Here is a 13,159-nt window from a genome sequence, read left to right on the forward strand (position 1 = left end):
ATCTTTCTGAAAAGAAAATGACTCCCATAAAATATCTAATAATGGCTATTTTTTGGGATTATCATCTGATAAATTGCCGAGGTTGACGCAATTAGTGGACGATCCTTTCTCTTTCTCCCTTCCTATAAATCTGATATTGTCCAAAAAGAGCAGAATGATATTGCCGTTTATTTTCTAACGTCATCGGCGGTCATGGAACCATACCACCGGTGACGCACCGTTTTAAAAACCGCGTATTCTCCAGCTTGTCGGTATAAAAATGCCTTTTGGCATATTTCTTGCTGATATTTCTATATGGTTCGTTTGCGAACGATGAAGGCAGTCAGGTTATCGATTTATGCCGGTTGTGAACTGGGGATAAAAAAGGAAGCGTCATGATTGAACAAAAAGTCAAAGAGTATGAATCCCTATTATGCGATATTCGCCACCAGATCCATGAAAATCCTGAACTGGGCCTGGAAGAGGTAAAAACCAGCGCGCTGGTAGCCGAAAAGCTGACTGAATGGGGCTATGAAGTCCATCGCGGTATGGCAAAAACCGGCGTTATCGGCACGTTGAAAGTCGGCGACGGCAAGAAAACCATTGGGCTGCGCGCGGATATGGACGCCCTGCCTATTCAGGAAGCCAGCGGCAAGCCGTGGTCAAGCAAGACGCCTAACCGTATGCACGCCTGCGGCCACGATGGCCACACTACCATCCTTTTAGGGGCAGCCAAGTACCTGGCGGAAACCCGCCGCTTCAACGGCACGGTGCATCTGATTTTTCAACCGGCGGAAGAGCTGATTAACGGCGGTGAAATCATGGTGAAAGAGGGGCTGTTTGACCGCTTTCCGTGCGACGCGCTTTTCGGCATGCACAACATGCCGGGCTATCCGGTCGGCGAATTCCACTTCCGTCCGGGGCCGTTTATGGCGTCGATGGATCAGTTCCAAATTATCGTACACGGCGTCGGCGGCCATGGCGCGATGCCGCAGCACGCGGTCGACCCGATCGTCGTAGCGGCGCATATCACAACGGCGCTGCAAAGCATCGTGGCGCGTAACGTCGATCCTCTGGAAGCGGCCGTCATCACCGTCGGCAGCATCGTGGCCGGCCACACCGCCAACGTGATCCCCGACAGCGCGGTCATGAAGCTAAGCGTACGCTCGCTTAGTCGTGAAACCCGCGAGCTGCTGCTCAAGCGCATCCCCGCGCTGGCCAAGGCGCAGGCGGAGAGCTTTGGCGCAACGGCGGACGTAGAACACGTCAACGGCACGCCGGTGCTGGTGAACGATAAGGCGATGATCGACCTCGCCTATGACGTCGCCAAAACGCAGTTTGGCGAAGATCGCGTGGTTTACGGATCCAAGCCGCTGATGGGCAGTGAAGACTTCGCTTTCATGCTGGAGGCGAATCCGAACGGTTGCTACATGTTCATCGGCAACGGCGACAAGGGCGAAGGTTCCTGCATGGTTCACAATCCGGGATATGACTTTAACGACAAATGTCTGGTTCCCGCCAGCGCCTTCTGGGGCGCGCTGGTCGAGCGCTATTTAAAATAATCCATTAGGCCGGGCGCTGAAGGCCCGGCCGGAAATAACAGCACAGGCGACGCCGCCCGGCGCGCCTTAATAATAAAAAGAAAATTTCCATCGCCACACAGGATGGTTAAGGAAAGGAGACACCATGGCAGACGCACTCACCGCAGAAGATAACGTAACGGACAGGCCGGTCAAGAAGGTCAACGGCCGCCGCATTATTTTCGCATCCGCTTTCGGCAACGCGCTGGAGTTCTTCGACTTCGGCGTTTATAACTTTTTCGTCGTTTATATCGGCGTGCTTTTCTTCCCGCCGAGCAGCGACTCCAACGTCGGCCTGCTGCTGGCGTTTGCCACCTTCGGCGTCAGCTTCTTCATGCGCCCGCTGGGAGGCATTATTATCGGCGCCTACGCCGACCGCTTTGGCCGCAAGCCGGCGATGGTATTGACCATCACTCTGATGAGCATCGGCACGCTGATGATCGGCATTGCGCCGACCTATGCGACGGCAGGCTATTGGGGCACCGTCACGCTGGTTGCGGCGCGCCTGATTCAGGGCGTGGCCGCCGGCGGCGAGGTGGGCGCATCGATGTCAATGCTGGTGGAGTCCGCCCCCGCCAACCGTCGCGGCTTTTACAGCAGCTGGGCGCTGGCGACGCAGGGCCTGGCGACTACCTTCGGCGGCCTGACCGCCCTGTGCCTAACCGTCTACCTGCCGGGCGTGAGCGGCAACCCTGAAGTGATGTCCGAGTGGGGATGGCGCGTGCCGTTCTTTATCGGCGTTGCGCTGGCGCCCATCGGCTGCTGGCTGCGCCTGAGCCTGGAAAACGACATGGCGCCGGCCTCGCGTCAGAATGCCGCCGCCAAAAAGGTTGAAGAGATAACGGAAAGCACCATGTCCCTGCTGATGCAGCACATTCGCGTGATCGCCGTCGGCATTCTGTTGACCATCGGCACGACGGTGGCGACCTACATTTCGCTCTACTATTACGGCACCTTCGCCGGCAAGTATCTGCACGTGGAGCAAAGCTATACCTATGCGGCCATGCTGCTGGCCGGCGTGCTGACCTTCGGCGGTGGCCTGCTGGTAGGCGCGATGAGCGACCGGTTGGGGCGTAAGAAGCTGATTGTTATTGCGCGAATTGCGGTGCTGATCCTTGCCTATCCGTCGTTCTGGCTGCTGGTGAACTACCCGACGCCCGCGGTGCTGCTAAGCGTCGTCTTCGTGATGGTGTGCTTTACCACGCTGGGCGCGGTGCCGGTGATGCTGGTTATCTCCGAGCTGTTGCCAAAGCGCATTCGAGCCATGGGCTTTGCCATGGTTTACAGCATCGGCGTTGCGATTTTCGGCGGCTTCGCTCAGTTTTTCGCCACGCAGTCTATCGTTTGGCTGGACTCGCTGACGGCGCCCGCCTGGTATTTGGGCGGTGCGACGCTGCTATCGATGCTGGCGCTGCCGTTCTTTCGCGATCCCAAGCGGCTGGAAAACTGATAGTCGGCATTACTGCCTGACAGCATGATGAAAGATGCCCCCGGTTTTTTGCGAAGCCGGGGGCATTTTGCTGAATGCGCTTTTTAAATCGGATCCATGCCGTTTTTGATTTTAACCTCGTTTGTTTCAGGCGAGGTCAAGTAGTCCAGCAGGGCTTGAACCGCTTCTCTTTGCGCTGACTTAACGGTAATGCCTGCACAAAAGCGGGTAACCGTCTGGATGTCAGCGGGCAGCGGGCCAAGTACGGTGATGTCCTCTTGATGAAGCAGCTCGCTAAGCTGTTGGAAGCCGAGCTCAACTTCGCCTTTGGCTACTAATGCACCTACCGGCACGCCTGCGGGCGCCTGCACGATGCGGTCTTTAATTTGGTCGGCAATGCCCCAGCGTTGGAACAGCTCAAACAGGTATACGCCGCTTGGGCCGGTCGAATAGCCAACGGTTTTGGCGCTCAGAACGGCCTGCTTCACCGCCTCTTCGCTGCCTATGTCCATCCTTGTAGCCCCTTCCCGTACGGCGATGGCTACGCCGGATTTAACCAGACAGGTCTTGCTATCGGGAACGACCTTGCCTGATGCGATAAGCGTGTCGATTGCGCCGGAGGCAAGAATAACAACGTCAAAATCCTCTCCCGCCTCAATGCGTTTGGCGGCGTTTACTCCGCCGACCGACGCCAGCTCAATTCGATATCCCGACTGTTTTTCAAACGGTACGACAAGTTCGGACAGAACCTGACGGGTGGCCATCGAGGAGATGACCCTGAGGGTCACTGGCTTATCGGAAGAGGCGTACGCTGACGCCGAGGCCGCGAGGCCGGTAATGCTCATACATAACCCCACAGCGATCGCTTTAGGTAATTTCATCAGTGTATCTCCATATGTACATATTTCTCACTTAATTAATGTCATTGCATCCGACGTTAATTAAAAAATAAGGAGCTGCATCCAAAACGAACCTTATAAATACGCACGCTATTTTTTATTAAATAAAGGCGGTCGGCCGGTAATAGTTATTATCGGGCGGTAATATATAACGCGATATTGTTTATATGGCGGTCTTGAATTAGTTAACGATCCCCAGGAACTGCCACCAAACGTAGCCGACGGTCATTGTGACGATAAAGCATGCAATCGCAATCACCGCGCCGGATATCCACCACTTTTTAACTTCGCTATAGCCTGCGCCGAAGATAATGGGCGCTGCGCCGCCTCCATAGTGGGTTAATGAGCCGCCGTAAGAATTGGTGGCGGCCAACACCAGCGCCAGGGCCATTGGGTCCGCTCCGGCGACTTTGCCTACGGTAAGGAATACTGGCAGCATGGCGATGGCGTACGAGCTCGCCGAGGCGAAGAAGTAGCGCACGGCAATGCTGAGAAAGCCAATAACGGTTAAAACGATGAACGGGTTGTGTCCAAAATCGATGTTGTTTTGGATAAGCGACGCCAGCCAGTCAAACACCTTGGCCTTGTTCAGCGCGCTTGCCAGCCCGATGATGCCGCCGAACCAAAGCAGCGTGTTCCAGGCGCCCTTGTTGTTCAGCACGTCGTCCCACTTGATGACGCCCAGTAGAATACACAGCACCGTTGCGACGATGGCAACCGCCGTTGCGTCGATTTTAAGGCCGATGCCAAACCCTTGCCCCAGAATGGACGGCAGCGCCCAGCCGAGCAGTGCGGAGATAAAAATACCGACCAGGATTTTTTCATTTTTCGTCATTGGCCCCAGTTCGGCCAGCCCCTCCTGAGCGATCTTTTTATTATCGACGTGGGTAATCTCCGGCTTATCCAGATAGTAGCCGATAGCGGGAACGATCAGCAGCAGCGCGATACCGGGTACGATCATCGCCAGCGCCCAAATGCCCCAGTCGAGGTGTACGTCCAGGATCTTCGCCGCAAAGTCGGCGGTGAGGAGGTTGGGCGCCATGGCGGTAATAAAGATAAAGCTGCTAACCTTCATCACGAAGTAGATGTTGGACATCAGGTAAGAACCCGCTTTTTGGGCGCTCTCTCCCGGCTCTGAGCCCAATGCTTTAACGACGGAAAGCACAATCGGAAATACGATGCCGCCGCTGCGCGCCGTATTGGACGGCGTGACGGGAGAGATGACGAATTCTAAAAAGGCCGTGACGTACCCGAGGCGAAGCGTCGTGCTGCCGAACGCCCTTATCATATGATAGGCGATGCGCCGGCCAAGCCCGGTCTTTACGAACGCTACGCTGATGCCGAAAGCGGCGAACACCAGCCAGACGGTTGAGGTTGAGTAGCCGACGAGGATTTTGCTCGTATTGTTGAGAAAAATGCCGGCGAAGCCCACGGCGGCCATCAGTACGACCGCTTCTGAAAACGGTTTTAGAATAAGGCCAAAAATGGCCGCCAGATAAAAGCCGAACAGGCGCCATGATGATTCGGTTAACCCGTCGGGGGGAGGAATAAACCATATGATGAGCGGTATTAATACCAAGATACACAACTTCCATATTTTATTATTCATGCTGTGGTCTCTCTTATTTAACGTGTTGTGATTTTCAATAATTCATTAAAAGGCCCTGAATTCTTTTGGGTTACGCCAGCGATATTTCCCGTTCAGTCATTAGCACTATCGCCATTAAAAGCGATAGAAATCCCACCCGACGCTTTTTACTGCGTCGGGATTGAATGCAAAGTAGCGTGCGTTGACGAACCGAAGGCTAACGCTTCGAGCCCTGATTATGGCGGCGTCAGGTCGTCGAGAGAGTTAACGTAGCGCAGCCCTTTTTTGGCTAGTTTTTCTCGCATCTGATAGATATCAAGGCCCAGCTCGCCGTGGGATAGGCGCAGGCGTTTCTCTTCTTCGAGGTCAACGCGCTTTTGTGCGCTGTCGGCAACGGCTCGCGCCTGCGCTCTCGGTACGATGACGACGCCGTCATCGTCGGCAATAACGACGTCTCCGGGGTAGACGAGCTGACCGGCGCAGACAATCGGCACGTTGACCGAGCCGAGCGTCTCTTTCACCGTACCCTGCGCCCACACCGCCTTAGACCAGATGGGGAAGCCCATTTCACGCAGCGTTTGGCTGTCGCGAATGCCGATGTCGCCTACCAGCGCCGTTACGCCACGCGCCCGTAGCGATGTGGCCAGCAGGTCGCCAAAAAAGCCGTCGTGGCAGTCGGAGGTGGGGGAGACTAACAGTACGTCGCCGGGCCGACACTGTTCCACGGCGACGTGAAACATCCAGTTGTCTCCGGGTGTTACCAGCACGGTGACCGCGCTGCCAGCGACGCTGCAGCCCTGCTGTATGGGGCGAATGCGCACGTCCAGCAGCCCTTGCGGCCCTGTGCTTCGTGCACTGTCGCCACGCCGTATTCAGCGAAGCGAGGCAGCAGATCGTCTTCTACCCGCTCGATATGGGTGACCACGATGCCTTTTGCGTTGACGACGCTCATGACAGGTTCTCCGTTACGCGCGGGAAGAGGCTCTGATAGCCTTCTCCGTGGGTGATGACCTTGGCGCTGGCGATGCCGACGTTGCGCTTTGCCTGCACGCCGCGCTGCAGCGCTACGCGAGTGTAGTATTCCCACAGGTGCTCCTGGCCCGCCATACATTGGATAGCGGCGTACTTTTTCTCCCATACGGAGGTGATGTCTAGCAGCACGTCAGGCTTCCAACCGCACTGCTCCGGCTGGTGGGGCTCAAAGCAGTAAACCGGCGGCGCGCCGACTATCGGTTCGCCAGGACGATACCCTTCCGCTTGGGCAATGATGCGGGCTTCCTGAGCCAGGCTGGCGGCCAGCGGGTGATCGAAGTTATAGGGGTCGGCCAGCGAATGAGTGAGTACGAAGTGGGGCTGTATCCGACGGTAAACGTCCGCCAGGCGGAACAGGTCTTCCTTGTCGGCCCGTAGAGGGTAGTCGCCCATGTCGAAAAATTCGACGCTGGCGCCGAGGATATTCGCCGCCGCCTCAGCCTCTTCGCGACGGCTCGCCTTGACGACGTCTTCCGTCATGCTGCCCTTGCGCCACAGCTTGGCGGATTCGCCGCGTTCGCCGTAAGAGAGGCAAACGATATGTACCCGATAGCCTTGCTCAACGTGCAGAGCGATAGCGCCGCCCGCGCGCCAGACGAAGTCGGCCGAGTGAGCGCTGACCACCAGCGCGGTTTTGGAAGAAGCGTTTGTCATGTCGATATCCTTTTTGCCGTTTATCTCTGTTCTGCATTCTGGCTTGGGCCCATAGGCGGGAGGTAGTGAGTTTTATTGCGTTAGGTATGAATTTTATTTATGTTTAAAAAATGAGCGCTCGCGGAGTGATAAAGAAATGAGAAAGAAGAATGTAGGTAACTATATAAAAATTATGCAGATAAGGACTTTTTGCATGATTGCCGAGCGGGGCTCTGCGTCTATGGCCGCGCGTAATTTATTTCGTACTCAGTCCGCAATTACGTATTCAATTCGTGATCTTGAACACATTTTGACCGTCTCTCTGTTTGAGCGGCACGCCGGAGGGATGCTGTTGACAGAAATGGGAAGAAAAGTTTTGCCTCGCGCTCGCAATGCGATGGCCGAACTTAGCCGTATCCCCACTCTGTTGAGCCGGCTGCGGCAGCGGGACGGGGTGGAGAGCGAAGATGCAGAGCCGGTTTGGCTTTTTAACGAACGCCGCCTGCAGATCTTTCTGTCCCTCTACCGGTTGCACCACACTTTGCGCGTTGCCAACGCGTTGAGCGTGACCCAGCCGGCGGTGAGCGCGGCGCTGAAGGTATTGGAAAAGGGGGCGGGTATCGCACTGTTTGACCGCACGCCTAAGGGAATGATGCCCACGCCGGCGGGCCATGAAATCGCTCCCTGCATCAGCCGTGCGCTTAATGAAATTCGCCACATTCCTGAAGATATCGCCGCCCACAGGGGGCAACTGACGGGAACCGTTTACGTCGGCGCGCTGCCGCTCAGCCGCGCCTACCTGCTGCCGCAGGCGATAATCCGGCTGGTTTCTCTTCACTCAGGCATTAAAGTCGCAACTAACGAAGGCGAGTTTTCTTCAATGGTGACGGAACTACGCGCCGGAGACGTGGATTTTATTATCGGCGCGCTGCGCGAGGAGGGCAGTATTCCAGAGGTTCATAATGAAGCGCTGTTTGAAGAGGAGTTGGTTTTATTGGTGAGGCCCGAACACCCTCTGGCCGGAAGAGAGTTAAACAAGACCGAGCTGAGCGACGCTCGGTGGATTTTACCTCGTAACCACGCGCCTTCGCGCTATTTGCTGGAAGACGCGTTTAGAAAGATGGGGATGGCGTCGCCAAAGCCGGTAGTGGAAAGCGGCGACCCCGCGGTAGTGCGAACGCTGCTGCTGGGGTCTGATATGGTGGCGGCGGTCTCTTCGCATCAGCTGGACTACGAGCTTTCTGCAGGCATTCTGGTGGCGTTGAGCATCAGCCTCGCCGATACTCGCCGAGAAATCGGCCTGATGACCCGGCTTGGCGCGCTGCATTCTCCCGCTACCGACGCGCTGCTTCGCTGTATACGCGAAATTATTCAGGAAACGAAAAATTAACCCGCATTTTAATTTGCGTTTTTTAATGCCAAAGCGGCGTTAGATAAACTTGTTTTCTTTCATTTTGCGACACTATTTTTTGATGGTTTCCGCTCTCATTAGAATATAAGAAATATCGATTTCATTATCTAAGCAAGCATAATTTGAATGGAAATCAAAAATAAGCACGTTAATAAGCAAAATGGATAAATAGCCTTGTCTGGGCTAAATCCTGGCATTATTTTTTGTAAAATGTGACCGGATAAGAAAAGCACGATAGATTTCCCCATTATGTTTTGATCGCTATCAATGTGTGATTACCTCAAAAGAAGTAAGTTTAACTTGCGCGTATGTCTGCGCGTTTCTCGTCGTGTTATTAGAAAAATAAGCACCCGTTTAAACTTTTAATTGCTACTCATCCCGCTTTTCTTTGGTTGTTATCCATTTAAACACCGGGTCATTGTGCCGTAGAGCGCGGTGGGTTTCATTTTTGTGAGCGAGCGTTATGTCAAAAAAGATGAACGACTTATTAGTCAGGGATATCTCCCGACGAACGCTATTGAAAAATAGTGTTAAAACCGGTGCGGCCGTTACGGCTGTCAGCGCCGTTTCTCTGCCGTTTTCCGCCGTCGCCGCTAAAGGCGAGTCGGCTCCAGCCGCCAAGGGTGGAGAAGAGACGGTGCGCCACAGCGCCTGCTTGGTTAACTGCGGCAGCCGCTGTCCTCTGAAGGTGATCGTCAAAGACGACACCATCGTGCGCATCGAGCCGGAAGACTGCAAAAATGACGCCGTGTTCGGCGAACACCAAATTCGCCCCTGCCTGCGCGGGCGCTCTAGCCGCTGGCGCGTTTACAACCCTGACCGCCTGAAATACCCGATGCAGCGCGTCGGCAAGCGCGGCGAAGGCAAGTTCAAGCGCATCACTTGGGAAGAAGCGACGGCGATTATCGCCGCAGAACTCAAGCGCATTACCGAGAAGTACGGCAACGAATCGATTTACTACAACTACCAGTCCGGCGCCTACTATCACACGCAGGGCACCAACGCCTGGAAGCGCCTGCTGAACCTCAACGGCGGCTTTCTTAATTACTACAACACCTACTCGACGGCGCAAATCAGCGTCGCGACGCCGTACACCCACGGCGTCTACGCCGGCAGCCACTTCGATCAGGTCAAGCACTCCGACCTGGTGGTGTTCTTCGGCATGAACCTGTCCGAAACCCGGATGTCCGGCGGCGGTCAGGTTGAAGAGCTGCGCCGCGCGCTGGAACAGTCCAAGGCGAAGGTTGTGGTTATCGACCCGCGCTATACCGACTCGGTCATCGCCGAGCACGCCGAATGGCTGCCGATTAAGCCGACCACCGACGGTGCAGTGGTCGCGGGCATCGTCCATACGCTTATCGTTGAAAACCTGCTGGACGAAGCGTTGATTAACCGCTACTGCATTGGTTTTGACAGCCAAACCCTGCCGGAGTCCGCGCCGGCCAACGCTGGATATAAAGACTATATCCTTGGCCGCGGCGACGACAAGACGGAAAAAACGCCTGAATGGGCGGCGAAAATCACCGGCCTGCCGGCCGAGCGCATTCGCCAGCTGGCGCGTGAAATCGCCAACGCGAAGGCGTGCTATATCGCTCAGGGTTGGGGGCCGCAGCGCCATGCCAACGGCGAGCAAACCGTACGCGCCATCCAGCTTCTGCCCGCGCTGACCGGCCACTTCGGCCGCCCCGGCACCAACAACGGCAACTGGCCTTACGCGACGTCTTACGGCGTGCCGAAGCTGCCGGAAGGCAAAAACCCGATTAAGACCGCCATCCCCTGCTATCTGTGGACGACGGCCATCGACGCGCCGGAAACTATTACGCCGACCAAGCTGGGCCTGCGTAATGCCGACAGGTTGAAGACCGGCATCAAGTTCATGCTGAACCAGGCGGGCAACACCCTGCTCAATCAGCATGGCAACGTCAACCGCACCAAGAAAATTCTGGCGGACGAGTCCAAGTGCGAGTTCATTCTGGTTATCGATAACCACATGACGCCGAGCGCGAAGTTTGCCGACATCCTGCTGCCGGAAACCAGCTATTTGGAAGCGAACGATCTGGTGGATAACTCCTACGCCTCCGGTTCCAACAACTACATGATCGCTATGCAGCCGGTCGTTAGGCCTATGTGGGAAGTGCGCAGCACCTACGACATCTGCGCCGACATCGCCGCGATTATGGGCCAGCGCGACGCGTTTACCGAAGGGCTGACGCAGCAGCAGTGGATTGAGAAAAACTACGCGGAAGTGAAAGCCAAGCGTACCTACCTGCCTGACTGGAGCGTTGCAAAAGACATGGGCATTGTCGACCAGCAGATCGCTACCGAGAAGCAGGGCATCGCGTTTGCCGACTTCCGTGAAGATCCGCAGGCGAATCCGCTCAAGACGCCGTCCGGCAAAATCGAAATCTACTCCGCCCGCCTGGCGGACATCGCCGCCAAGTGGGAGCTGGACGCCGATGAAAAGATCACGCCTATTCCGGAGTTCTGTCCGGCGTGGGAGTCCCATTTAGACACAGAAGGCCTGAAGAAATATCCGTTGCAGATGATCGGGTTTCATACCAAGGGGCGGACGCACTCCACCTACCACACCATCCCGCAGCTTCGCGAAGCGGTGCCGGATGAGGTATGGATTAACCCGCTGGACGCCAAGCCGCGCGGCATTGAGCCCCGCGACCGCGTACAGATCAAAAACGACCGGGGCGTCATTGAGATCCATGCCAAAGTCACTAACCGGGTTGCGCCCGGCGTACTGGCCGTGCCGCAGGGCGCGTGGACTCAGGACAACGGTGACGGGGTCGACGTCGGCGCCTGTATCAACACGCTGACGACGCACCGCACTTCGCCGCTGGCGAAAGGCAACCCGCAACACACCAATCTGGTGGATATTAAGAAAATCTAAGGGAGCTTAACTGTGACTCAATATGGCTTTTTCGTTGACTCCTCCAGATGTACCGGATGCAAAACCTGTCAGGTGAGCTGTAAGGATAATAAAGATCTGGATGTGGGCCCAAAGTTTCGCCGCGTGTATGAATACGGCGGCGGTGAATGGATAAAAGAAGGTGACGCCTGGCGCAACACCACGTTTTCCTATTACCTCTCTATCGCCTGTAACCACTGCGATGAGCCGACCTGCGTGAAGGGATGTCCGACCGGTGCGATGCACAAGCGCCCGCAGGACGGCCTGGTGGCGGTAAATCAGGAAGTGTGCATCGGCTGTCGCTACTGCGAACTTCGCTGCCCCTACGGCGCGCCGCAGTTTGACCCGGTGAAAAAGGTGATGAGCAAGTGCGACGGCTGTTTTGACCGCGTCGAGAAAGGGCTTTCGCCCATCTGCGTTGACTCCTGCCCGCAGCGGGCGCTGGAGTTCGGCAAGATAGACGAGCTGCGCGCGAAGTACGGCACCGCCAACGAAGTGGCGCCGCTGCCTTCTGCCAGCCTCACCAAGCCTAATCTTATCGTTAAACCTCACCCGAACGCGCGCCCGATCGGCGACACCGAGGGTGCCGTACAGAATCCGTCGGAGGTATAAGATGCATGAACTACCACTCGTCTTTTTTACGGTACTCACGCAGGCCGGCGCAGGGGCGTTTATTCTTTTGTACGTGGCTCACAAGCTGTCGCAGGTGAGTGACCGCCAACTGGGCGTAGGGCTGTTTTGCGCGATGGTGCTGTTCGCCTTGGGCGCGGTGTGCAGTACGTTCCACCTGGGTATGCCGATGCGCGCACTCAACGCGTTTAGCGGCATTGGCCGCTCGCCGATGAGCAACGAAATTCTGGCGACGGCGCTATTTGGCGTGGTCGGCGGGATTTCCGCGCTTGGCCTGCTGCTCAAGAAGGGCGAATCAGGGCTGTTCAACGCGCTGGCGGGCCTTGCCGTGCTGCTGGGCATCGCCTTTATCGCGATGGTGCCGATGGTGTATCAGCTTGATACCGTCAGCACGTGGGGAAATAGCTACACCACGCTGGTGATGGTGCTGACCGCGCTGGTGTGCGGCGGCGCGGTTGCCGCCACGCTCGGCGCCGTTCGCCTGGGCGCGCTGTTCGGCGCGGTGGGCGCGGCCGTCTCTCTGGCGATGCGTACCGGGTATATCGATACCCTGACGGCGGCCAGCGAGCGTCTGGCGCAGGCGCAGGAAACCTGGTTTACTGTGCAGATGGCGATGCTGGCCGTCGTGCTGGTGCTCTGCCTGATGGCGGTTATTGGCCGCCTGAATAACAGGGGCGTTTTAGCGCTGGCCGCGTTGTTAGCGATTGCCGCAGAGCTGGCGGGGCGCGTCGCGTTTTATAACCTGTGGTTTATTAGTATGTAGTTGTGAGAAAGGCCCGCGGATGCGGGCCTATCAATATTGATAATAAGCACGAGAAGTATATTCAGAACGATTTGCGGAGCTAAACGGAGGGAGAGTCTTCCGTTGGGGTCGACTTGGCGTAAGCCAACGACAAACCAGCGTAAGCTGGTTTGAACAGCGTTTACGCTGGCCCGTTAGGGTGAAGCCGAAGGCTTCATAACGGCCCGTAGGAAGGCTATGCCCGACGCACTCCTAAAGCTAATACAAGCACCCTCCCGGCCGAGCACATAGGCTATATAAGCACAGCGTATTTTCGGCC

General features: G+C 56.2%; 9 protein-coding genes and 1 pseudogene. 6 read left to right on the forward strand and 4 right to left on the reverse strand.

Going from position 1 to position 13,159, the window contains the following annotated elements:
• Positions 1–374 precede the first annotated feature (374 nt).
• Entirely contained in the window at positions 375–1,541 is a 1,167-nt protein-coding gene (locus V8L73_RS19670) for a M20 aminoacylase family protein (RefSeq protein WP_347253817.1), read from the forward strand.
• Positions 1,542–1,665: 124 nt separating this feature from the next.
• Entirely contained in the window at positions 1,666–3,009 is a 1,344-nt protein-coding gene (locus V8L73_RS19675; RefSeq protein WP_027273809.1) for an MFS transporter, read from the forward strand.
• 83 nt (positions 3,010–3,092) lie between these two features.
• On the opposite strand, the gene V8L73_RS19680 is transcribed toward V8L73_RS19675, so the two are convergent.
• From V8L73_RS19680 to galB, 4 genes and pseudogenes are all read right to left on the reverse strand, one after another.
• Positions 3,093–3,869, reverse strand: a complete 777-nt coding sequence (locus tag V8L73_RS19680) for a substrate-binding domain-containing protein (protein WP_347253818.1) — start codon at positions 3,867–3,869, stop codon at positions 3,093–3,095.
• Between the two features lie 199 nt (positions 3,870–4,068).
• Entirely contained in the window at positions 4,069–5,496 is a 1,428-nt protein-coding gene (locus V8L73_RS19685) for an anion permease (protein ID WP_261831886.1), read from the reverse strand.
• A 215-nt stretch (positions 5,497–5,711) separates the two neighbouring features.
• A pseudogene (locus V8L73_RS19690) lies at positions 5,712–6,427 on the reverse strand (4-carboxy-4-hydroxy-2-oxoadipate aldolase/oxaloacetate decarboxylase).
• Positions 6,424–7,161: a 4-oxalmesaconate hydratase gene (galB, locus tag V8L73_RS19695; RefSeq protein ID WP_347253819.1), complete on the reverse strand. Its 738-nt coding sequence runs from the start codon at positions 7,159–7,161 to the stop codon at positions 6,424–6,426. Before galB ends, V8L73_RS19690 begins: the two are co-directional and overlap by 4 nt.
• A gap of 136 nt (positions 7,162–7,297) precedes the next feature.
• On the opposite strand from galB, the gene V8L73_RS19700 reads away from it, so the two are divergent.
• The 4 genes from V8L73_RS19700 (at position 7,298) to V8L73_RS19715 (ending at position 12,861) form a co-directional block, all read left to right on the forward strand.
• Positions 7,298–8,530 (forward strand): LysR family transcriptional regulator, encoded by a 1,233-nt coding sequence (locus V8L73_RS19700; protein WP_347253820.1) that lies wholly within the window; start codon positions 7,298–7,300, stop codon positions 8,528–8,530.
• A gap of 496 nt (positions 8,531–9,026) precedes the next feature.
• Complete coding sequence (locus tag V8L73_RS19705; protein WP_347254839.1) at positions 9,027–11,450, forward strand: DMSO/selenate family reductase complex A subunit; 2,424 nt, start codon at positions 9,027–9,029, stop codon at positions 11,448–11,450.
• Positions 11,451–11,462: 12 nt separating this feature from the next.
• Complete coding sequence (locus V8L73_RS19710; protein WP_027273802.1) at positions 11,463–12,080, forward strand: DMSO/selenate family reductase complex B subunit; 618 nt, start codon at positions 11,463–11,465, stop codon at positions 12,078–12,080.
• Between the two features lies 1 nt (position 12,081).
• Positions 12,082–12,861: a dimethyl sulfoxide reductase anchor subunit family protein gene (locus tag V8L73_RS19715; protein WP_347253821.1), complete on the forward strand. Its 780-nt coding sequence runs from the start codon at positions 12,082–12,084 to the stop codon at positions 12,859–12,861.
• Positions 12,862–13,159: the final 298 nt, after the last annotated feature.

This window comes from Leminorella grimontii (genome assembly GCF_039789245.1).
Classification (GTDB): domain Bacteria; phylum Pseudomonadota; class Gammaproteobacteria; order Enterobacterales; family Enterobacteriaceae; genus Leminorella; species Leminorella grimontii.

Coding starts and splice junctions, on each gene's coding strand:
- V8L73_RS19670 (WP_347253817.1), top strand. CDS start 375: ATGATTGAACAAAAAGTCAAAGAGTATGAATCCCTATTATGCGATATT.
- V8L73_RS19675 (WP_027273809.1), top strand. CDS start 1,666: ATGGCAGACGCACTCACCGCAGAAGATAACGTAACGGACAGGCCGGTC.
- V8L73_RS19680 (WP_347253818.1), bottom strand. CDS start 3,869: ATGAAATTACCTAAAGCGATCGCTGTGGGGTTATGTATGAGCATTACC.
- V8L73_RS19685 (WP_261831886.1), bottom strand. CDS start 5,496: ATGAATAATAAAATATGGAAGTTGTGTATCTTGGTATTAATACCGCTC.
- galB (WP_347253819.1), bottom strand. CDS start 7,161: ATGACAAACGCTTCTTCCAAAACCGCGCTGGTGGTCAGCGCTCACTCG.
- V8L73_RS19700 (WP_347253820.1), top strand. CDS start 7,298: ATGAGAAAGAAGAATGTAGGTAACTATATAAAAATTATGCAGATAAGG.
- V8L73_RS19705 (WP_347254839.1), top strand. CDS start 9,027: ATGAACGACTTATTAGTCAGGGATATCTCCCGACGAACGCTATTGAAA.
- V8L73_RS19715 (WP_347253821.1), top strand. CDS start 12,082: ATGCATGAACTACCACTCGTCTTTTTTACGGTACTCACGCAGGCCGGC.